General features: G+C 66.8%; 21 protein-coding genes. 16 read left to right on the top strand and 5 right to left on the bottom strand.

What is annotated here, in order from left to right:
- The first annotated feature begins 134 nt into the window (after nucleotides 1-134).
- The 11 genes from ACSQ3M_RS20870 to ACSQ3M_RS20920 all read left to right on the top strand — a co-directional run bounded on the left by ACSQ3M_RS20870 (nucleotide 135) and on the right by ACSQ3M_RS20920 (nucleotide 9,216).
- Nucleotides 135-818, top strand: coding sequence for a phosphoribosylanthranilate isomerase (locus ACSQ3M_RS20870; protein ID WP_436151992.1), 684 nt, complete (start codon nucleotides 135-137; stop codon nucleotides 816-818).
- On the top strand, nucleotides 815-2,044 hold the full coding sequence (gene trpB, locus ACSQ3M_RS20875) for a tryptophan synthase subunit beta (RefSeq protein ID WP_436151993.1): 1,230 nt from the start codon (nucleotides 815-817) through the stop codon (nucleotides 2,042-2,044). Before ACSQ3M_RS20870 ends, trpB begins: the two co-directional genes overlap by 4 nt.
- Nucleotides 2,041-2,478 (top strand): hypothetical protein, encoded by a 438-nt coding sequence (locus ACSQ3M_RS20880; RefSeq protein WP_436151994.1) that lies wholly within the window; start codon nucleotides 2,041-2,043, stop codon nucleotides 2,476-2,478. Before trpB ends, ACSQ3M_RS20880 begins: the two co-directional genes overlap by 4 nt.
- Nucleotides 2,479-2,683: 205 nt before the next feature.
- Nucleotides 2,684-3,421, top strand: a complete 738-nt coding sequence (locus ACSQ3M_RS20885) for an SIMPL domain-containing protein (protein ID WP_436151995.1) — start codon at nucleotides 2,684-2,686, stop codon at nucleotides 3,419-3,421.
- Between the two features lie 85 nt (nucleotides 3,422-3,506).
- Nucleotides 3,507-4,190, top strand: a complete 684-nt coding sequence (locus tag ACSQ3M_RS20890; RefSeq protein WP_436151996.1) for a winged helix-turn-helix transcriptional regulator — start codon at nucleotides 3,507-3,509, stop codon at nucleotides 4,188-4,190.
- Nucleotides 4,187-4,573 (top strand): DUF488 domain-containing protein, encoded by a 387-nt coding sequence (locus ACSQ3M_RS20895; protein ID WP_436151997.1) that lies wholly within the window; start codon nucleotides 4,187-4,189, stop codon nucleotides 4,571-4,573. The genes ACSQ3M_RS20890 and ACSQ3M_RS20895 overlap by 4 nt, the downstream gene beginning before the upstream one ends.
- A gap of 82 nt (nucleotides 4,574-4,655) precedes the next feature.
- Nucleotides 4,656-5,597, top strand: a complete 942-nt coding sequence (locus ACSQ3M_RS20900; protein WP_436151998.1) for a PLP-dependent cysteine synthase family protein — start codon at nucleotides 4,656-4,658, stop codon at nucleotides 5,595-5,597.
- Between the two features lie 47 nt (nucleotides 5,598-5,644).
- Nucleotides 5,645-6,493: a tryptophan synthase subunit alpha gene (gene trpA / locus ACSQ3M_RS20905; RefSeq protein ID WP_436151999.1), complete on the top strand. Its 849-nt coding sequence runs from the start codon at nucleotides 5,645-5,647 to the stop codon at nucleotides 6,491-6,493.
- A 34-nt stretch (nucleotides 6,494-6,527) separates the two neighbouring features.
- Nucleotides 6,528-7,427, top strand: a complete 900-nt coding sequence (gene accD / locus ACSQ3M_RS20910; RefSeq protein WP_436152000.1) for an acetyl-CoA carboxylase, carboxyltransferase subunit beta — start codon at nucleotides 6,528-6,530, stop codon at nucleotides 7,425-7,427.
- Between the two features lie 27 nt (nucleotides 7,428-7,454).
- Nucleotides 7,455-8,777: a bifunctional folylpolyglutamate synthase/dihydrofolate synthase gene (locus ACSQ3M_RS20915; protein WP_436152001.1), complete on the top strand. Its 1,323-nt coding sequence runs from the start codon at nucleotides 7,455-7,457 to the stop codon at nucleotides 8,775-8,777.
- Nucleotides 8,778-8,802: 25 nt separating this feature from the next.
- A complete protein-coding gene (locus tag ACSQ3M_RS20920; RefSeq protein ID WP_436152002.1) occupies nucleotides 8,803-9,216 on the top strand; it encodes a hypothetical protein in 414 nt (137 codons plus the stop codon).
- Nucleotides 9,217-9,226: 10 nt separating this feature from the next.
- On the opposite strand, the gene ACSQ3M_RS20925 is transcribed toward ACSQ3M_RS20920, so the two are convergent.
- A complete protein-coding gene (locus tag ACSQ3M_RS20925) occupies nucleotides 9,227-10,060 on the bottom strand; it encodes an alpha/beta hydrolase family protein (RefSeq protein ID WP_436152003.1) in 834 nt (277 codons plus the stop codon).
- A 109-nt stretch (nucleotides 10,061-10,169) separates the two neighbouring features.
- Here ACSQ3M_RS20925 and ACSQ3M_RS20930 point away from each other — a divergent pair, with 109 nt between their 5' ends.
- On the top strand, nucleotides 10,170-11,015 hold the full coding sequence (locus ACSQ3M_RS20930; protein WP_436152004.1) for an aldo/keto reductase: 846 nt from the start codon (nucleotides 10,170-10,172) through the stop codon (nucleotides 11,013-11,015).
- 122 nt (nucleotides 11,016-11,137) lie between these two features.
- Here the strand turns inward: ACSQ3M_RS20930 and ACSQ3M_RS20935 are convergent, their stop codons facing one another.
- Both ACSQ3M_RS20935 and ACSQ3M_RS20940 read right to left on the bottom strand, forming a co-directional pair.
- Complete coding sequence (locus ACSQ3M_RS20935) at nucleotides 11,138-12,073, bottom strand: acetamidase/formamidase family protein (protein WP_436152005.1); 936 nt, start codon at nucleotides 12,071-12,073, stop codon at nucleotides 11,138-11,140.
- 21 nt (nucleotides 12,074-12,094) lie between these two features.
- Nucleotides 12,095-13,189, bottom strand: a complete 1,095-nt coding sequence (locus tag ACSQ3M_RS20940; protein ID WP_436152006.1) for a DMT family transporter — start codon at nucleotides 13,187-13,189, stop codon at nucleotides 12,095-12,097.
- Between the two features lie 340 nt (nucleotides 13,190-13,529).
- On the opposite strand from ACSQ3M_RS20940, the gene ACSQ3M_RS20945 reads away from it, so the two are divergent.
- On the top strand, nucleotides 13,530-14,651 hold the full coding sequence (locus tag ACSQ3M_RS20945) for an AbrB family transcriptional regulator (RefSeq protein ID WP_436152007.1): 1,122 nt from the start codon (nucleotides 13,530-13,532) through the stop codon (nucleotides 14,649-14,651).
- A 6-nt stretch (nucleotides 14,652-14,657) separates the two neighbouring features.
- Here ACSQ3M_RS20945 and ACSQ3M_RS20950 read toward each other — a convergent pair whose 3' ends face one another.
- The gene (locus ACSQ3M_RS20950) at nucleotides 14,658-15,458 is read right to left on the bottom strand and encodes a WecB/TagA/CpsF family glycosyltransferase (protein WP_436152008.1); all 801 of its coding nucleotides are present in this window, start codon (nucleotides 15,456-15,458) and stop codon (nucleotides 14,658-14,660) included.
- Between the two features lie 357 nt (nucleotides 15,459-15,815).
- On the opposite strand from ACSQ3M_RS20950, the gene ACSQ3M_RS20955 reads away from it, so the two are divergent.
- From ACSQ3M_RS20955 to ACSQ3M_RS20965, 3 genes are all read left to right on the top strand, one after another.
- Nucleotides 15,816-17,270 (top strand): undecaprenyl-phosphate glucose phosphotransferase, encoded by a 1,455-nt coding sequence (locus tag ACSQ3M_RS20955; protein WP_436152009.1) that lies wholly within the window; start codon nucleotides 15,816-15,818, stop codon nucleotides 17,268-17,270.
- 101 nt (nucleotides 17,271-17,371) lie between these two features.
- Nucleotides 17,372-18,118, top strand: a complete 747-nt coding sequence (locus ACSQ3M_RS20960) for an SDR family NAD(P)-dependent oxidoreductase (RefSeq protein ID WP_436152010.1) — start codon at nucleotides 17,372-17,374, stop codon at nucleotides 18,116-18,118.
- Nucleotides 18,119-18,188: 70 nt separating this feature from the next.
- Nucleotides 18,189-19,448, top strand: a complete 1,260-nt coding sequence (locus ACSQ3M_RS20965; RefSeq protein ID WP_436152011.1) for an allantoate amidohydrolase — start codon at nucleotides 18,189-18,191, stop codon at nucleotides 19,446-19,448.
- Between the two features lie 3 nt (nucleotides 19,449-19,451).
- On the opposite strand, the gene ACSQ3M_RS20970 is transcribed toward ACSQ3M_RS20965, so the two are convergent.
- Nucleotides 19,452-20,360 carry a sulfite oxidase heme-binding subunit YedZ gene (locus ACSQ3M_RS20970; protein ID WP_436152012.1) on the bottom strand — a complete coding sequence of 303 codons (909 nt, stop codon included), beginning with the start codon at nucleotides 20,358-20,360 and terminating at the stop codon, nucleotides 19,452-19,454.
- Nucleotides 20,361-20,483: the final 123 nt, after the last annotated feature.

Raw genomic sequence — 20,483 nt, forward strand, 5'->3', positions numbered from 1 at the left:
AAGCGCCGCCAGACCTGCAAAGAAACGCCGCCCCATTCGTCGCCCGCTCTCACCCCGGACCGTCGCCCGGCGGTCCCTCGGGCTGCATCATGTCACGAGTGCAGCGGCGAGGGCTATTGTGCTACAGCGCCGGCATGACACGCGACCACGCCTTTCCCATCAAGATCTGCGGCCTCTCGACCCCGGAGACGCTGGAGGCGGCGCTCGCCGCCGGCGCCGAGATGATCGGCCTCAACTTCCATCCCAAGAGCCCGCGCTATGTCACGCCCGAGCGCGCGGCCGAGCTCGCTGCCCAGGCGCGCGGCAGGACGCAGATCGTCGCGCTGATCGTCGACTACGCGCCGCAGCAGGCAACCGAGCTCGCGCAGATCGTGCGGCCGGACTGGCTGCAATTGCACGGCAAGGAGACGCCGGAGCAGGTCGCCGCGATCAAGGCCGCGACCGGCCTGCCGGTGATGAAGGCGCTCGGCGTCGCGACCGCTGCCGATCTGGCTGAGGTCGCGCTGTATCACGGTGTCGCCGATCGGATCCTGCTCGACGCCAAGCCGCCGAAGGATGCGGCCTATCCCGGCGGGCACGGAAGGCCCTTCGACTGGGGCCTGCTCGCCGGTCTCGACCCGGCTTTCCGCTTCATGCTATCGGGCGGGCTCGATCCGGCGAATGTCGCGGAGGCCATCCGCATCGCGAGGCCGGCCGGCGTCGACGTCTCCTCCGGGGTCGAAAGCGCTCCCGGCATCAAGGATGTCGAGAAGATTGCGGACTTCGTTAAGGCCGCCCGCTCGGCGGCAGAAGAATTGAAGAAGGCAGGCCAGGCATGAACGCGCCGCACGCACCGAACAGCTTCCGCAACGGCCCGGACGAGAACGGCCGCTTCGGCCAGTTCGGCGGCCGCTTCGTCGCCGAGACGCTGATGCCGCTGATCCTCGAGCTGGAGCAGGCCTACAACGCCGCCAAGGTAGACCCGGCCTATCACGCCGAGATGACGAGCGGGCTGAAGCACTATGTCGGCCGGCCCTCGCCGCTCTATTTCGCCGAACGTCTGACCGAGCATTTCGGTGGCGCCAAAGTCTACCTGAAGCGCGAGGAGCTGAACCACACCGGCTCGCACAAGGTGAACAATGTGCTCGGCCAGATCCTGCTCGCCCGGCGCATGGGCAAGAAGCGGATCATCGCCGAGACCGGCGCCGGCCAGCATGGCGTCGCGACCGCGACGCTCTGCGCCCGCTACGGCCTCGAATGCATCGTCTATATGGGCGCGGTCGACGTCGCCCGACAGGCGCCGAACGTCTTCCGCATGCAGATGCTCGGCGCGACGGTGGTGCCGGTTGAATCCGGCACCAAGACGCTCAAGGACGCGATGAACGAGGCGCTGCGCGACTGGGTGACCAATGTCGCGTCGACCTTCTACTGCATCGGCACGGTCGCCGGCCCCCATCCCTATCCGGCGATGGTGCGCGATTTCCAGTGCGTCATCGGCAACGAGACCCGCGTGCAGATGCAGGAATTGGAAGGACGCCTGCCGGATTCGCTGGTCGCCTGCATCGGCGGCGGCTCCAATGCGATGGGACTGTTCCATCCCTTCCTCGACGACAAGAGCGTCGAGGTCTACGGCGTTGAGGCCGCCGGCCACGGCATCCCGTCCGGCCTGCACGCGGCCTCGCTGACCGGCGGCCGCCCCGGCGTGCTGCACGGCAACCGTACTTATCTGCTGATGAACGAGGACGGGCAGATCAACGACGCCCATTCGATCTCGGCCGGGCTCGACTATCCCGGCATCGGCCCGGAGCATTCCTGGCTGCACGAGACCGGCCGCGCCACCTATCTCTCGGCCACCGACGAGGAGGCGCTCGAAGCCTTCCAGCTGATCTCCAAGCTCGAAGGCATCATCCCGGCCCTGGAATCGGCGCATGCCCTCGCCAGGGTCGCCGAACTCGCCGCGAAAAAGCCGAAAGACCATCTGATGGTCGTCAATCTCTCCGGCCGCGGCGACAAGGACATCCCGCAGGTGGCGGAGATTCTGGCGGGGCGGCTGGGAACGCCATGAGCGAGAAAACCGACGATCTAAAGATATTAAAGGATATATCGGTCGAATGGTTCAAGATTCACGCCGACCAGAGGCTTAAGGCGTTCAATTTTTTTATAATTATCTCCGGCTTCTTGTTTACTGCCTACTTTGCGGCCCTCTCTCAAAAAAACCGCCCTGCGTGCATTTTTGTCGGGGTTATGATAATTTCAGTATGCTTTGTATTTAAATTACTTGATATGAGAACTTCTCAATTGCTTAAACTCAGCGAAGCCGCTGTTAGCGAAGTGCTGTCTCGAATCGAGATTGATAGCGATCATAAGAATTTGATCGGCAAATCTAATCAGAGAGGATGCACGCCGTCATACAGACAATCCTTCAATGCATTATTTTTATTGTTCGCTATCGCCGGCGCGCTGGGAGTTATGTACTCGCTAGTTTGGGATAAACTCTAAAAATCCTACGGAGGAACGCTGCCTCGAAAGCTCCCTGATGGTCGTCAACCTCTCCGGCCGCGGCGACAAGGATATCCCGCAGGTGGCAGAGATTCTGGCGGGGCGGTGACACGCATCGTCCTGATGCTGCCCCAATAGGTTGCGCATGGTCGCACCACAGAAGCGGTGCTTGCTTCTGCGGACCATCCGTCAGCGAAGGACGATCATGTCGAAGACCAAGAAAGCCCTCATCATTGCCGCGCTCGCGGCGCTCTCCGCCCCGGTCCAGGCCCAGACTGCCGGCCCGCTCGCACCGGCGGAAGGCATCGTGATCCAGACCACCGGCGAGGTCCGGGTGAAGCCCGATCTCGCGACCGTTCAGGCCGGCGTGGTCAGCGAGGGCAAGACCGCCGCGGAAGCGCTGTCGAAGAACACCCCGGCGCTGGCCAAGCTGATCGAGGCGGTCAAGACCGCCGGCGTCGCCCAGGGCGATCTCTCGACCTCCCAGATCGCGCTGACGCCACGTATGACGCTGCCCTCGGCCTCATCCTCGCCGCAGGCGCGCGCACCAAAGATCGAAGGCTACGAGGCCCGCACCGGCATCACCGTGATCGTGCGCGACCTCGCCAAGGCCGGGCCGCTGATCGACGCCCTCGTCGCTGCCGGCGCCAACGACATGTCCGGGATCAGCTTCGGCCTCGCCGACGAGGACAAGGCCAAGGACCAGGCCCGCGACAAGGCGGCAGAAGCGGCGCGCGGTCGCGCCGAGATCTATGCCAAGCGCCTCGGCGTCAAGGTCGGCGAGCTCGTCTCGATCGTCGAGGCCGAGGCCGAGCCGCCGGTGCGACCGATGGCCGATACACGCGCCTACCGCATGGCCGCCGGCGCCGCACCGATCCAGGTCGAGCCGGGCGAGGTCACTGTCAGCGCTGCGTTGCGCACGGTCTGGCGGATCGAGAAGTAAGCCGACCTCCTCAAGTCAGAGGACGAAACGGACACGGTCCGGATTTCGGACCGTGTCGATGCTTGGCACATGCTAAGCTGGCGCCATGATCAGCTATGGCCAGTTCTGCGCGATGGCGCGCGCGCATGAGACGCTCGGCGGGCGCTGGACGCTGCTGATCGTCCGCGAAATCCTGTGCGGCGCGAGCCGTTTCAACGATATCCGGCGCGGCATTCCACGGATATCCAAGACCATGCTGTCGGAGCGGCTGCAGGCGCTGGTCGCTGCCGGCGCGCTCCGCCGCGGTGAAGGGGCCGCCGGTCCCGACTACGCGCTGACCGAAGCCGGACTCGAACTCGCCGAACTGGTCAAGGCGATGGGCGTCTGGGGCCAGCGCTGGCTGCCGCGCCATGCCGCGCAGGAAGACCTCGACCTCGAACCGGTTCTGGTCGACATGCAGCGGCGCGCGCGCTTTGCGGCGCTCCCGGACGAGCCGCTGGTGATCCGCGTCGAGATCACCGGGTACCCACAGCGCTTTCTGCTGCTCAAACGCACGGAAGCCTCGCTCTGCAGCCAGAACCTCGGCTTCCCGGAAACGCTGGTCCTGCGCGGCCCGCTGCCGGCGCTGGTCGCTTGGTGGCGTGGCGATGTCAGCTTTACCGCAAGCCACCGGCTCGGACTTGTCCTCTCCGGACCGCGCAAACTGACCCGGGCCTTTCCCGACTGGTTCGAGCGCTATCTGTTTGCCGGGGTCGCACCGGTACGCAGTGATGAAAGGGCCAGCGTATGAGCGTCCGCGTAGTCCGTCTCGGCAGCGCGCGCGATCCCGCCGAGGGCACGCGCATCGGCACGGTCAGGCGCGTGCCGCGCGGTGTGCCGAAGGAGCGCTATGCCAGCGAGAACTGGTTCGATGTCTGGTTCCCGGTGCTGTCGCCAACGCCGGAGCTGATGGCGCAGGCCAAGGCGGCCGAGAGCGAGAAAGACTGGGCCAGCTTCAGCCGCACCTTCAAGGCCGAGATGGCAGAGCCAGCGCCGCGCCACGCGCTCGACCTGCTGGCGACCCTGTCGCATGGCAGCGACTTTTCCGTCGGCTGCTATTGCGAAGACGAGGCTCGCTGCCACCGCTCGGTGCTGCGGGCGCTGCTGGTGGAGCGCGGCGCCAAGTTCGCCTGAAGGCGGTCCGGATTTCGGACCGGACCGGGTGTGGCTTTCGGGCGAGAAGGCGGAAAGCTCCTCGCCCTCCAAGGACCGCCGCATGACCCAGCCGACCATTCTCGACCGCATCGGCAAGACGTCGCTCATCCCGCTGTGCCATGTTGTGCCCGCCAATGGCGCGCGCATCCTGCTCAAGCTCGAAAGCGAGAACCCGACCGGGAGCATGAAGGACCGGATGGCGCTCGCCATGATCGAGGCCGCCGAGGCGGATGGCCGGCTGAAGCCCGGCGGGGCAGTGGTCGAATATACCGGTGGCAGCACCGGCGTCTCGCTGGCACTGGTCTGCGCGGTGAAGCGCCATCCGCTGCACATCGTCACCTCGGACGCCTTCAGCCGCGAAAAGCTCGACCACATGGCGATCCTTGGGGCGAAGCTGACTGTGATCGAAAGCGAGAGCGGCAAGATGACCGGGACGCTGACCCGTGACATGATCGCGACCGCAGGAGCGATCGCAGAGAAGACCGGCGCCTTCTGGACCGACCAGATGAAAAACCGCGACCAGCTTTCCGCCTATGAGGCGATGGTGGCGGAGATCTGGGAGCAGACGGGCGGCCGCATCGACGGCTTCGTCCAGAGCGTTGGCACCGCCGCCTCGCTGCTTGGCATCGGCGCCGGCTTGCGGAGCCGAAACAAGGCGGTCCGCATCGCCGCCGTCGAGCCGGCGGAATCGCCGGTGCTCTCCGGCGGCGCGCCCGGCGCGCACAAGATCGACGGCATCGGCGCCGGCTTCGTCGTGCCGCTCTGGCAAAGCGAGATCGCCGACGGGATCGAGCGCGTCTCGACGCAGGAGGCGCAGGCCATGGCGCTCAGGTTGGCACGCGAGGAGGGCTTGTTCGCCGGATTGTCCACCGGCGCGAACGTCATCGCCGCGTTGAAGCTGGCCGAGAGCCTGACGCCGGATGCGACAGTGGTCAGCGTAATGTGCGACACCGGCATGAAGTATTTCGGCAGCTACCGCGCCGCGCTCGCCACCGCTGCCTGAGCCGCGCCCTCTCGCCAGCCGGGCGCGGCCATGCTAACCGCTCCGGCATGACTGAGACCGGACAAGCCCGCATCGAAGCCCGCTTTGCCGCCTGCGCCAGGGATGGCCGGGCAGCGCTGGTGACCTATGTCACCGCGGGCGATCCTGATTTCGACACCGGCAGCGCCATCCTGAACGCCTTGCCGGCAGCCGGCGCCGACATCATCGAGCTCGGCGTGCCCTTCACCGACCCGATGGCCGACGGTGTGCCGGTCCAGCTCGCCGGCCAGCGCGCCCTCAAGGCCGGGCAGACGCTGAAGAAGACGCTCGCCATGGTCGCGGCCTTCCGCAAGGCCGGAAACGACACACCGATCGTGCTGATGGGCTACTACAATCCGATATGGGCCTATGGCGTCGACGCCTTCCTGAGGGATGCCCGCGCCGCCGGGATCGACGGGCTGATCGTCGTCGACCTGCCGCCGGAGGAGGACGAGGAGCTCTGCCTGCCGGCGCTCGCCGCTGGCGTGAGCTTCATCCGCCTGGCGACGCCGACCACAGACGACAAGCGCTTGCCGCGTGTGCTGCAGAATACCTCCGGCTTCGTCTATTATGTCTCGATGACCGGCGTGACCGGCGGCGCGATCGCCAATTACGACGAGGTCGGCGCGGCTGTCACCCGGATCAAGCAGCACACCAGGCTGCCGGTCGCGGTCGGCTTCGGCGTCAAGACACCGGCTGATGCGATCGCGATCGCCAGGGATGCCGACGGCGTCGTCGTCGGCTCGGCCCTGGTCGAGCGCGTCCGGCTCTCGCTCGACGCCGATGGCAAGGCCACGGAAAAGACGGTTTCGGCTGTCACCTCGCTGGTTGCCGAACTCGCGGCCGGCGTCCGCTCGGTCGCCAAGGCCGCGGCCTGAGCCATTCGCGGCTCCGTAATTCAAGGATGATCCGATGAACTGGATTTCCGAAGTCGTCCGTCCGCGCATCAAGACGCTGTTCAAGCGCGAGACCCCGGAGAATCTCTGGATCAAGTGCCCGGATTCCGGGCAGATGGTCTTCCACAAGGATGTCGAGGCCAACGGCTTCGTCATCCCCGGCTCCGACCACCATATGCGCGTCACCGCGCAGGACCGCCTGCGGTTGACCTTCGACGAAGGCAAATGGGTCGACGTGCCGCTGCCGGAGGCAGTCGCCGATCCGCTCAAGTTCCGCGACGAGAAGCGCTATGTCGACCGGCTCAAGGATGCCCGCACCAAGACCGGGGCCGCTGACGCCTTCAAGGTCGGCTATGGCCGCGTCCAGGGCCTGCCGATGACGATCGCGGTGCAGGATTTCCACTTCATGGGTGGCTCGCTCGGCATGGCCGCCGGCGAAGCCTTCATCAAGGGCGCCGAGACGGCGCTCGAGAAGAAGACGCCCTACGTCGTCTTCGCCGCCTCGGGCGGGGCGCGCATGCAGGAAGGCATCCTCTCGCTGATGCAGCTGCCGCGCACCACGGTCGCGACCCGCATGCTGCGCAAGGCCGGCCTGCCCTATTTCGTCGTGCTGACCAACCCAACCACCGGCGGCGTCACCGCCTCCTACGCCATGCTTGGCGACGTCCACATCGCCGAGCCGGGCGCGCTGATCGGCTTTGCCGGTCCGCGCGTGATCGAGCAGACGATCCGCGAGAAGCTGCCCGAGGGCTTCCAGCGCTCGGAATACCTCAAGGATCACGGCATGGTCGACATGGTCGTGCACCGCCATCAGATCCCGGCGACGCTGGCCAGGCTCGGTCGGCTACTGACCAAGCAGAAGCTGCCGGCGGTCAAGGCCCCGGAACCCGAGCCGCTGCCGGCCGCCGCCGTCTGACAACCCGCCGGCCGGAGCCGGTCCCGCATGAGCACATCCGACCTCCTGCTGGCGCGCTTCCTCGCGCTGCACCCCAAACTGATCGACCTCTCGCTCGGACGCATCTTGCGCCTGCTCGAACGGCTGGGCGACCCGCAGAAGAAGCTGCCACCGGTGATCCATGTCGCCGGCACCAACGGCAAGGGCTCGACCATCGCCTTCATGCGGGCGATCCTCGAAGCGGCCGGCCTGTCGGTGCATGTCTACACCTCGCCGCATCTGGTGCGCTTCCATGAGCGCATCCGGCTGGGACAGCCCGGAGGCGGCCGCTTCGTCGACGAGGCCATGCTGGTCGAGGCGCTGGAGCGCTGCGAGCGCGTGAACGCCGGCGAGCCGATCACCTTCTTCGAGATCACCAACGCCGCCGCCTTCCTGCTCTTCTCCGAGCACAAGGCCGATGTCGTGCTGCTCGAAGTCGGACTCGGCGGGCGCTATGATGCAACGAACGTAATCGACCATCCCGCCTGCACGGTGGTGACGCCGGTCTCGCTCGATCATTCCGAATATCTCGGCGACACCGTCACCAAGATCGCTGGCGAGAAGGCCGGGATCTTCAAGCGCGGCGCCCCGGCGGTGATCGCGCCGCAGGAACCTGAACCGACCGCCGTGCTCGAAGCTGCCGCCGAACGCGTCGGCGCCTCGAAGATCCTGGTCGGCATGCAGGACTTCAGCGTCCACGAAGACAGCGGGCGACTGGTCTACGAAGACAGCGACGGGCTGCTCGATCTGCCGCTGCCGCGCCTCGCCGGGCGCCATCAGCACATCAATGCCGGCACCGCGATCGCGGCCTTGCGCGCTGCCGGCTACGGCGGCTTACCAGCCTCGGCCTTCGAGCGCGGCATGACCGAAGCGGAGTGGCCGGCGCGCCTGCAGCGCCTGGCGCGCGGCAGGCTCGCCGAGCTCGCGCCGACCGGTGCCGAACTCTGGCTCGATGGCGGCCATAATCCCGATGGCGGTCGCGTCCTTGCTCAGGCGATGGCCGATCTCGAAGAGAAGAACCCGGCGCCACTCGTCATGATCGCCGGCCTGCTCGCGACCAAGGATGCGCGCGCCACGCTCGGCCATTTCAAGGGGCTGGCTCAGGGCCTCTTCGCCGTATCCATGCAGAACCAGCTCGCGGCGCGCTCCGCCGAAGAGGTGGCGACGCTGGCGCGCGAAGCGGGCCTGAAGGCCGAGATCGCAGGCTCAGTCGAGCAGGCGCTGCGCGAGATCGCGTCTCGCACCTGGGCGGCGCCGCCGCGCATCCTGATCTGCGGCTCGCTCTATCTTGCCGGAGAGGTTCTGGCCGCCAACGGCACGCCACCGGTGTGATCGGCCGCGCGCCGCGAGGAGAGCCATGCCCGTTCCCGGAATGATGACGCTGGGCCTCATCCTGCTCTGCAGTGCGCTCGGTGGCTGCGTGACCTCGGGCGACAAAGGCGCTGACGGCATCGACCGCGCCGCCGCCGGCGAGCCGACCTTCATGCAGCAGACCTACATGACGATGGACACGCGTTGCCGGCAGGTGAAGCGGCCGAGCGCCACGCTGACGCAGAGGCCGCAGCACGGCACGGTCCGGATGCTGACGCGCAAGGCCAAGGCGGTCTATGGCCCTGGGGCCTACCAGCATTGCGACGGCAAAATCGGGAAAGCACTCGCCTTCGAATACACCTCGAACTCCGATTATCGCGGCCGTGACAGCTTCGAGGTGCGCGTGCGCTATTCCGACGGCGAAATCCGTCATGGCCGCTACGAGGTCGAGGTCCGCTGAGGCGCCGCGGTCAACGACGACCGATGAAGCCTATCGCCGCCAGAAAACCTCCGACAGCACCCTGCCACTGGTCGATCGCGCGGATATAGCGATGCCCGTCATCGCCGGATGGCGGGGCGGCGACGAATTCGGCCCTGCCCCCCGCCTCCTGGAAGGCGCGATGGAGCCGGCTGGCGATCTCCGGGCCGAAGAAGCGGTCATTGCTGCTGTAGAGCCAGAGCTGCGGCACGCGTGAGCTGCCGCCATAGCGCGCTGCAGCGCCGACCAATGCGTCAGGAGAACAGACCTCGCCGGCCTTCAGCGAGCCGCGACCGCCGGCGAAATTGACGACACCGAGCAAGCCTGGGACGGATTGCGAGGCTGCGGCGATCGAGCCCCAACCGCCGGCGGACACGCCCATCAGCACGACACGACGACGATCGGCGTCCGGTCGGGACAGGACAGCGTCGACGGCTGCACGAATATCGCGCGCACTGTTCAATCCGGCGCTGTGGAAGTCGGCGCGCTCGCAAGCGCCATAGCCTTCCGCCCAAGCACCCCCTTCGGCGCCGTAACCCCGCCGGATCGGCACGACAACCATGACGCCGCGCGCGGTGAAATGGCGCGCGACCGCGGCGAGCGTGCCTTTGCCGAACTCTGCCCGCCCCGCGGCGTCGCGCGGGCTGCCATGCGACAGCACCAGGACAGGGAAAGGCCCGGTTCCCGCCGGCCGGTGCAGGTAAACGGCGATCTGCCGGTCATCGATGCGCGTCTGCAGGGCCTCGAGCGTTTCGGCCGCCGCCATGGTGGCGGTGAGCATGACGGCCAGTCCGGCCAAAGCCAGCGCTGCGACGACCCTGCGCACGATCAGCTCCCCAGCTGCAAAGCCCTCCTTGGATGGCAGCTTCGTCGGCCGGCGACAAGGAGGCTCGCCGCCATGGTCTTGCCCCCATGCCGCCGCTAAGCTCATGCGCATGACGACACAGGCTTTCGGCAAGGGCGGTCCAGCGGTCTCGCGGATCGGCCAGGGCACCTGGAACATTGAGCGCGCGCCGCGCGGCGAGGCGATCGCGGCACTGCGGCGCGGGCTCGATCTCGGGCTCTCCCATATCGACAGCGCCGAGATGTATGGCGATGGCCGCGCAGAGGAGATCACCGGCGAGGCGATCGCAGGGCGGCGCGACGAGGTCTTCCTGGTCTCGAAAGTACTGCCGCACAACGCCTCGAAGGCCGGCACGCGAGCCGCCTGCGAGCGCTCGCTGAAGCGGCTCAGGACGGACCGGCTCGACTGCTACCTGCTGCACTGGCGGGGTTCCTATCCGCTAGCCGAGACCTTCGCGGTGTTCGAGGACCTCAGGGCCGAGGGCAAGATCTTGTCCTGGGGTGTCAGCAATTTCGATGTCGCCGATCTCGATGAGGCTCTGAAGCTCGCCGGGCCCGGCAAGGTCGCCTGCAACCAGGTGCTCTACCACTTACGCGAAAGGGCTATCGAACATGCGGTGATCCCTTGGTGCGAGAGGAACGGCGTGGCGGTCACCGCCTACAGCCCGTTCGGGCAGGACGATTTCCCGACGGCTTCCTCGACGCAGGGCAAGGTGCTGGCCGAGATCGCTGCGGCCCACGGCGCAAGCCCGCGCCAGATCGCGCTCGCCTTCCTGACGCGCAGCCCATCCGTCTTCGCCATTCCCAAGGCGGCCAAGGTTGACCATGCCGAGGACAATGCCGGCGCGCTCGGGCTGCAGCTGAGTGACGAGGATATCGCCCGGCTCGACGCCACCTTCCCGCGCGGGCCAAAGCCGCGCGGCCTGCCGATGCTCTAGGACAAGGCGTCATTCTCGGACGAAGCGAAGCGGAGATCCGAGAATCTCGTGACGAGAAGGCTCCGACCGGAGCCTCCTCCGGCCTGAGATGCTCGGGTCAAGCCCGAGCATGACGGGATATGTTACGCCACCAGGCTCTTCGGCAGCATGCAGTGGATGCCCTTGGAGCCGTTGACCGTCTGGGTCACGCGCAGGTCGGCGGCGAGGCTGCAGAGCATATAGGCCTCGTCCCGCGTCAGCTTCGTCCGCGAGGTGATCAGGCCGATCATCTCGCGCAGTGCGTTCTCGGCGCAGATGTCGAGGTCGGGATCGATGCCCATGGTGATGTGGTGGGTCCTGGTCTCCGCGCGTGGCATGGCAAAGGACAGGTCCTCGCGCAAATGGAACTCGAAGGTACCCTCCAGCGCCGTCTCGATCGCGGTGATGCAGACCTCGCCATCGCCTTGCGCGCCATGGCCGTCGCCACAGGAGAACAAAGCGCCCTCGACGAAAACCGGCAGATACAGCGTCGCGCCGGCGCCCAATTCCTTGTTGTCGATGTTGCCGCCGAAGGCGCGCGGGATCAGCGAGGTCACCCGGCCCCAATGCGCCGGCGGCGCCGTGCCCATCACGCCGAAGAAGGGCGAAAGCGGCAGTTCCATGCCCCAGGGCAGGTTCGCGATGTTCCGCTCACGGTCGAGATGGATGTAGCGGAAGGCGTGATAATCGAACTCGTCCGGCAGCGTGCCGCCGAGCGGGCGGAACATGGTGTAGCCGAAATCGGTGCGCGGCTTGACGCTCCTGATCTGCACCTCCAGCACCTGGCCGGGCCTGGCGCCCCTGATCGCGATCGGGCCGGTGAGGATGTGGCCAGGCACCATGCGCTCGGCCTTGGCGTGGATCTCGTGGATCTCCGGCGGGATCGTCGCATTGCCCTCCGGCAGATGGGCGGGGCCGCCGGTGACGGTGCGGATGGTGACGCTGTCGCCGCTCTCGATCTCCAGCACCGGCTTCAGCCCGGCGTCGAAATAGCCCCAATGGCAGGTGGCGAGGGAGGCATCGAGCTGATGATGCGTCATGGGCGTCTCGTGGCTGGAGCGTCAGGGCGGGGTGGACAGAGCGGCGTCGACCCGGCTGCGGGCATTGCGGCGCATGGTGTAGAGCGTCGCGCCGATGACGATGGCCGCACCAATGAGTGTCGTCGGCGTTGGCACCTCGGCGAAGAAGACGAAGCCGGTGAAGCCCGCCAGGATCAGGCGGCTGAAATCGAGCGGTGCCAGCGCCGACGCCTCGCCGACCTGATAGGCCTTGGTGATCAGCCATTGCCCGGCGGTGCCGAACAGGCTGAGCAGCACCAGCCAGAACCATTGCTCGGCTGTTGGCCAGACCCAGAGGGCCCAGGCCGGCCAGGCGAGCACGACCATCAGCACCAGGCCCTGATAGATCAGGATCGTCTCGGTCCGTTCGCTGGTGCCGAGGATGCGCACGCTGATGGTGATGCCGGCGCCGAACAGCGCACCGCAAAGCGACATCAGCGCCCAAAAGTTCAACCCATCGGCCGACGGGTTGAGCATGATCAGCACGCCGGCAAAGCCGAGGACGGTCGCGACCCAGCGCGCCCTGTCGACGCGCTCCTTCAGGATCAGCACGGCCGCGACGGTGACGAACAACACCTGGCTGAAGCTGATCGAGGTCGCCTGGGCCAGCGGAATGTGGATGAGGGCGCTGAAGCCGCAGAGCATGGAGGCGAGCGTGATCAGGCCGCGGAAGATCTGCAGGCCCGGCCGGTCTGTCTTCAGCGCCTGTTTCAGGCCGCGGCCGGCAATGGCGACGATCACGGCGCTCATGATGATCTGGCGGATCATCAGCGTTTCGACCAGCGGGATCGCCGTGCCGAGATGTTTGAAGGCGCCGACCATCACCGCGTAAACCAGCAGCGCGATGATCATATAGACGGTGCCGCGTAAGTTTGGGCTCGCTTTGCGCCACCACAGGCCGACGCGGTTGCGGCGGGTCGCGAGCCAACTCTCGCGAGACGGGGCGGAGAGAACCGGCGGTATCGGAACCGATCCGGCGCTTAAGTCCGGCGGTTCTCCCGGACTGCCGTCCTCGTCGGCCGAAACAGGCAGCGCTTCGGCCAAGCCGAGGCCTTCGCTGCCGCGACCGGTCGCTTCCGAAAGGCGGTCTTCGCTCATGGCTGCCTCGAGCCGGGCGGAAGACGCCGACGGCCTATCAGATATCTGCAGGACTCGACTGTCGCTGATTTTCTGCCCGTTCGTCAGTGGTTTGCGAGCATGGCGGGGTTGCCGCCACATCCGCCCGCCCCGCCGCGAGGACAAGGCCGTCATTCCGACAAAGCCCTGTCATCGTCATGCGGATGGCGTATAGCAGCGCCGTGACGCTGCCGGGCAGGATGCGAAAAAGTGGGAACCGGTTTTTCGCATGAATCCTGCCCGGTTTCTTGGATGAGAGACGGATTCAGCTTTCAGTCGGAAACGCAAAGCGCTTCCGACTGAAAGCATCCGGCTCTCGGGCATGCGTCTCAGGGAGGTGATCGGAGCGATGCGGGAATTGCTGCGGGATGCGGTCAACGGCGTGCGCGAATTGTCGCCGCGACGCTTTCCCTGGCGCCGTTTCCTGTTCGCCCTCGCGCTCGGCACGCTCGGTGGCTGGCTCTTTGCGTATTACCGCCTGCCGCTGCCCTGGATGCTGGGCTCGATGGTGTTCTGTACTGCGGCTGCGATCGCCCGCACGCCGGTGGCGGCGCCGTCAGTGATCCGCCCGCCAATGTCGGCGGTGATCGGCGTGCTGCTCGGCTCCGGCTTCAAGCCGGAGATCGTCGCGCAGATGCCGAACTGGCTGCCGACGCTCGGCGGGCTCGTGCTGTTCATGGTCGCCTGCGGCCTGTGCTGCGTCACTTACTTTCGCCGCGTCGCCGGCTACGATCCCGTGACGGCCTTCTTCTCCGGCATGCCGGGCGGCCTCGTCGAGATGGTGATCACCGGCGAGGAGAAGGGCGGCGATGCCCGCACCATCGCGCTCATCCATTCCGCTCGCATCCTCCTGGTGGTGATGACGCTGCCCTTCATCGTGCAATGGCTCGAAGGCGTCTCGCTCGGCATCAACCGCAACCAGGGCCCATCGATGTTCCAGACGTCAGCGCTGGGCTGGTTCTGGCTGGTCGCGAGCGCGATCGCCGGCGTGATGCTCGCCCATGCACTGCGCCTGCCGGCGAAGCAACTGCTCGGGCCGATGCTGGTCTCGGCCGTCGTGCATCTCGTCGGTCTCAGCGACTCGGTCCCGCCCTACGAGATCGTCAATGTGGCGCAGCTGATCCTCGGCGTCACCATCGGCTGCCGTTTCGTCGGCACGCCGCCGCAGGCGATCCTGCGCATCCTCCTGCTCTCGCTCGGCTCGACCGTGATCCTGGTGGTGCTGACGCTGATTTTCGCCTTCGCGGTGGCGCATGTCTCGAGTTACCAGCCGGTGCCGCTGATCCTGGCCTACTCCCCCGGTGGCCTCGCCGAGATGAGCCTGATCGCGCTGGCGCTGCACACCGAAGTCGCCTTCGTCGCGGCCCATCACATCATCAGGGTCTTCCTGGTGATGATCGGCGCCGGCCCGCTCTTCGGCGTCATCGTCGGGAAGAAACCCTAGGCGCCCTCAGGCGCTAGGCCCTGCCAGCTTCTGGCGCAGCACGCGCATCAGGAAGGCGGGATTGCCGACGACATAGCGTCGCCAGAGCCGGCGCGGCTCGAGCCAGAGCCGATAGATCCATTCCAGCCGCAGGGTGCGCACCGTTTCCGGCGCCCGTGCCACCTCGCCGGCGAGGAAGTCGAACAGCGCGCCGATGCCGGCCGCGACCGCGCAGTGGCGGGCATCGAGCCGGTCGGCGATCCACTGCTCCTGCCGGGGATTGCCGAAGGCGACCAGCAGCAGGTCAGGCCGCTCGTGCGCGAGCCGCGCCAGCAGAGTCGTCTCTTCTTGCGGCGCGAAATAGCCGTGGCTCAGGACTGCGAAGCGATGCTGCGGGTAATCAGCACGCAGCCTCGCCGCAGCACGCTCGGCGATGCCCGGCTTGCCACCGAGCAGCATCACCGAGAGTGGCCGCCTGCGGGCGGCGAGGATCGCCGGCGTGAAGTCGGTGCCGTTCAGATTGGCCGGGAAACTCGTGCCGTAAAGCAGGCGCGAGGCGATATCGACGCCGATGCCGTCGGGCAGGACCAGGAAGCCGGCGAGGCGCTCGCGCAAACCGGCATCGCGCGCGGCGATGTTGACGAGATTGGCGTTGCAGTAGGCCAGGCGCAGATGATCGCCGCCGTCGAAAGCCTGGTCGATCAGCGCGAGCGCCTCCTGGCGCGTCAGCGCCGCCACCGGGACGCCGGCGATGTCGCGGCGCGGTGGCTCGGGCAGGGCTGAAAGGGCAGCCCGTCGCTGCGAAGTTTGGAGGAGAACGACGTTCATCTCGATCGCTGCTGACGCACACGTCGCCATGCTGACGGCGTAGGCCATTGTCTTCGTTGCGTTTCTTGCCAGGGTCAAGCGGAACCCCGTCATAGGATGAACGCCGTCTTTCGCTGATCCGATAGCCGATATTGCCGGTCTGGCGACCCTCTGTCCCGCCGGCTGTCCCGTAATGGGACGCGCTCCGCTCATGCTGCGCCCGACTCCGGTTCAACCGGGCCGATTCCAGCGCATTTCCCGCGAAACCAGCTTCATGCCTCTACGGCATCGCGCTTGCCACCTCGACAGGTGAGGCGGTCTTTCGGCGCATCCCCTGTGCCAAATCCGGACCGCCCATGACCGAGCGAGCGCGGCATGATGAGCGTCAACGACCTGAACTACGAAGTCACCACGGCAGCCGACCAGCGCGCCAATGTGCTGCGCCACTGGATCGGCCTGATCACCGCGCTGGTCGATGCGGTGACCGTCCTGACCGTGGTCGGCGGCACCTCGATCGTCTACCACTTCGTCGCCTATCGCCATCTCGGCAACGACAAGGTCACCGTCGAGCTCGCCTCGATGATCGCTGCGATCTTCGTCTTCACCAATCTGATGCGCGGCCGCTACCGGCTGGAGAACTACCTCTCGACCAAGGGCCAGATCACCTCGGCCTTCACGGTCTGGAACCTGGCGATGATCGCCTTCGTCGCCATCGTCTTCATGGCCAAGGTCAACGACCAGTATTCGCGCGCCGTCGTCCTCGTCACCTATGTCGCGGGCGTGCCGCTGATCGCGCTCGCCCGCTCGGCGATCGTGCGCACCGTCTCGATGGCCTCGAAGACCGGCAGGATCACCTCCGAGCGCGTGTTCCTGATCGGCCGCGAGAGCGAGGTGATGTCCTTCGTCTCGCGCCACCAGCCCTGGAATATCGGCTTCTCGATCGTCGACGTCGCCTTCCTGCGCAGCAACGATTCGCGCCGGATCAACGATCCCGCCGCAGCGCTCGCCGCCGACCTCGCCACAGCCTCGGCCAGGGCCCGCGACCTCAAGCCGGATGCCGTCTTCATCGCCCTGCCCTGGTCGGACCATGAGACGATCGACGCCTGCATCGACGCCTTCATGAACCTGCCGGTCGCGATCCACCTGACGCCGGAGCGCGTCATGGACCGCTTCGACAATCCCCATATTGTCCGGATCGGCTCGCTCGCGTCGCTGCGGCTGACGCGCCCCGCTCTGTCCTTTGTCCAGATCCTGTTCAAGCGCGTCTTCGACGTTCTCGCCGCGAGCGCGATCCTGGCCCTGAGCCTGCCGTTGCTCCTCCTGGTCGCGATCGCAATCAAGCTCGACTCGAAAGGCCCGGTGCTGTTCCTGCAGCGCCGTTTCGGCTTCAACCAGCAGCCGTTCCGGATCTTCAAGTTCCGCACGATGACGACGACCGATGATGGCGAGGTGGTCAGGCAGGCGACGCGCAACGATCCGCGCATCACAAGGATCGGCGGTTTCCTGCGGCGCTACAATCTCGACGAATTGCCGCAGCTCCTGAACGTGATCGCCGGGCAGATGTCGCTGGTCGGGCCGCGCCCGCACGCGCTCGCCCATGACCGCGAATTCCAGCGCAAGATCGCGCTCTATGCCCGGCGCCACAACGTCAAGCCCGGCATCACCGGCTGGGCCCAGGTCAATGGCCTGCGCGGCGAGACCGACACCGACGAGAAGATGGCCCGGCGTATCGCCTATGATCACTGGTACATTGACAACTGGTCGTTCTGGCTCGATCTCGGCATCCTGCTGCGTACCGTGTTCAGCCCGAGCGCCTTCCGCAATGCGCGCTGAGCAGCCAGCCTGACGCAACCCTCCCTTGAGCTACCGCGACTTTGCGGCGGACGGCTTTGCGCTAAAGTCCGCGCACGGTTCCAGGGAGGGGCGTCATTTCAATGAATCAAATCGATTTGAACGGCAGGGTCGCCATCATCACCGGCGGCGCGCAGGGTATCGGCCGTGCCGTTGCCGAACGTCTCGCCAACAGCGGCGCCAAGGTCGCGATCTGGGACCTCGACGGCAAGCTCGCCAATGAGGCGGCCGCCGCGATCGGGCCGGCAGCAAGCGGGCTTGCGATCGACGTGACCGATGCCAAGGCGGTGAATGCGGCCGCCGCCGAGCTGGAGCAGCGCCATGGCAGCGTCGACATCCTCGTCACCAGCGCCGGCATCGCCGGGCCGAACCTGAAGACCTGGGAATACCCGCTCGACGAATGGGCGAAGATCATGCGGCTCAATGTCGACGGCACGCTGCATTGCTGCCAGGCGGTGATCCCCGGCATGATCAAGCGCAATTACGGGCGCCTCGTGCTGGTCGCCTCGATCGCGGGCAAGGAAGGCAACCCCAACGCCTCGGCCTATTCGGCCTCGAAGGCGGCGGTGATCGCGCTGACCAAGTCGCTCGGCAAGGAGCTGGCGCAGCAGGACATCGCGGTGAACTGCATCACCCCGGCCGCCGCCCGCACCCGCATCTTCGACCAGATGAGCGAGGAGCATATCGGCTACATGCTGGCCAAGATCCCGCGCGGCCGCTTCCTGCAGCCTGACGAAGTCGCTTCGATGGTCGCCTTCCTGGCCTCGGCCGAGAACAGCTTCACCACCGGCGCGGTCTTCGACCTGTCGGGCGGGCGCGCGACCTACTGACAGCCAAATCGATCCTGCCACGCTAAAGCGGGCTGGCCATGCCCATGGCCGGCCCGTTAGGTTTGATTCCATGACCACGCCCCTGCCTTCTCCCGCCGTCCTCGGCGCCCGCGCCTTCGCCGCCCTCGCGGGGCTCAACCGGTTCACCGACGAACCGGGCAAGCTGACACGGCTCTATCTCTCGCCGTCGCATCGACAGGGCGCGGAATACGTCAAGGGCGCGATGGAGGTCTCGGGTCTGACCGCCTTCATCGATGCCGCCGGCTCGGTGCAGGGGCGGCGCGAAGGCGCAACGCCGGGACTGCCGGCAGTGCTGATCGGCTCGCATATCGACACCGTCCGCGATGGCGGGCACTTCGACGGCAATCTCGGCGTCGTCGCCGGCATCCTGGCGGTGCAGGCGATCCGCGACGCCGGCATCACCCTGCCCTTCGCGCTCGAGGTCGTCGCCTTCGGCGACGAGGAGACGGTGCGTTTCCCGACCTCGCTCTCGACCTCGGCGGCACTGACCGGCCGCTACGACCAGGGCTGGCTCGCGGCGCGCGATGCCGACGGCGTCGTGCTGCGGGACGCGCTCGTCGCCTTCGGCGGCGACCCGGCCGGGATCGCGGCGCTCGCCCGCAAGCCAGGCTCCGTGAAGGCCTATCTCGAGGTCCATATCGAGCAGGGCCCGGTGCTCGAAGCCGAGAACGAGGCGGTCGGCATCGTCACCGCCATCGCCGCGCAAGGGAGAGCCGGCGTCCGCGTCACCGGCGAGGCGGGCCATGCCGGTACCGTGCCGATGCGGCTGCGCAAGGACGCGCTCACGGCCGCGGCCGAGATGGCGCTGGCGCTGGAGGCGATCGCCCGGGAGCATGACCGCGCCGTCGGCACGGTCGGCGTGTTCCGGGCCGATCCCGGCGCCACCAATGTCGTGCCGGGCGCCGTCGATTTCACCATCGATTTTCGCGCGCCGGATGGTGAGACCGTTGCCAGCATGGACGAGGAGATCCAGCGTCGCTTCGCCGAGATTGCGGCGCGCCGCGGTGTCGGCCTGACGATCACGCCCTATTCGCGCGGCAACGCCGTACCGATGGACGAGGCCCTCCAGGAGGCTTTCGCTGTTGGAATCGCCCGCGCCGGCTCGAATCTGACGGCGCGGCGCCTGCCCTCCGGAGCCGGTCACGACGCGATGGAAATGGCCAAGCTCTGCCCCTCGGCCATGCTGTTCGTGCGCTGCGAGAAGGGCATCAGCCATTCGCCGCTGGAGAACATGACCGAGCTCGACGCCGGCATCGCCATCCGTGTGCTGATCGAGACCATATTGGAGCTGGCGCGGCGCGAGGGCTGAGGCTCAGCCGCCTGCGGCCTCGGAGGCCATTGCCGGCCGGCGCTCACGCCTCGCCGGCTTCGGCGCGGGCTTACGGAAAAGATGCAGCACCGCGAGCCCGAGCCCGACGAGCGCAACCCAATGGCCCGGCCGCACAGCCGTCCAATCCTGATAAACCACGATATCGGCATTGGCCTGGAAGATCAGCCAGGCCGAGGCGCCCGTCGCGAAGGCGTACCAAGCGGTTTCGGCCAATGCGGTTGCGAGACCAACGGCAAGCGCCGTCAACGCCAGCGAAGCGAAGCTCAAGGGGATGCCGAACCGGTTGAGCCCGCGATAGGCCAGCAGCAGCGCGAACAGGCCGGTCAGCAGCACCGGCTGGGTGACGTCGATCTTCGACTGCAGCGCGAAATGGAACAGGCCGAGGCAGGCGATCAAATAGACGAGGTTGTGCAGGCGCTGCCAGCGCCCCGAGCCGAGGCGGCTGATCATGCCGTCGGTCGAGGTGATGCCAAGCACGACGAGGCCGATGAGCGCGGTGATGCCGACGACGAGATAGAAGCGCTTGACGATCTCGGAGACGATCAGGCCCCAGTCGAAGGCGAGGTCGATGCAGTACAAGGTGAGATGGCCGAGCGCATAGGTCATGGCCGACAGACCGAGCATGCGGCGAATGCCGATCAGCTTGTTCCAGTCGAGGATGCGGCGCAGCGGCGTCACTGCGAGCGTGATCACGAGGATGCGCAGGGCCCAGGTGCCGGTGTCATGCACGGCCTGCGTCCACGGCTTGGAGCCGAGCTGGTGCGTCCAGGCCTGGAAGGCGAGGATCAAGGCGGGGACGAGCACGAGCGCGAAGCAGCCGGCCCGCAGCGCCGAGAAGCGCCCCTGCCGATCGTTCCAGGGCCAGTAGCTACCTGTTGCTGCCGAAGCCATCCGTCGCGCCTTTGCTGATCCTTTACGCGAATACGCCAAAAGCCTTGTGAAGGTTACGCGCGTCCGTGCACAAGGGCGTGAGTTGCATCAACTACGTCGATGCACGCCTGACTGGAGAAGCCT

The organism is Allobosea sp. LjRoot90 (assembly GCF_964254315.1).
Classification (GTDB): Bacteria; Pseudomonadota; Alphaproteobacteria; order Rhizobiales; family Beijerinckiaceae; genus Allobosea.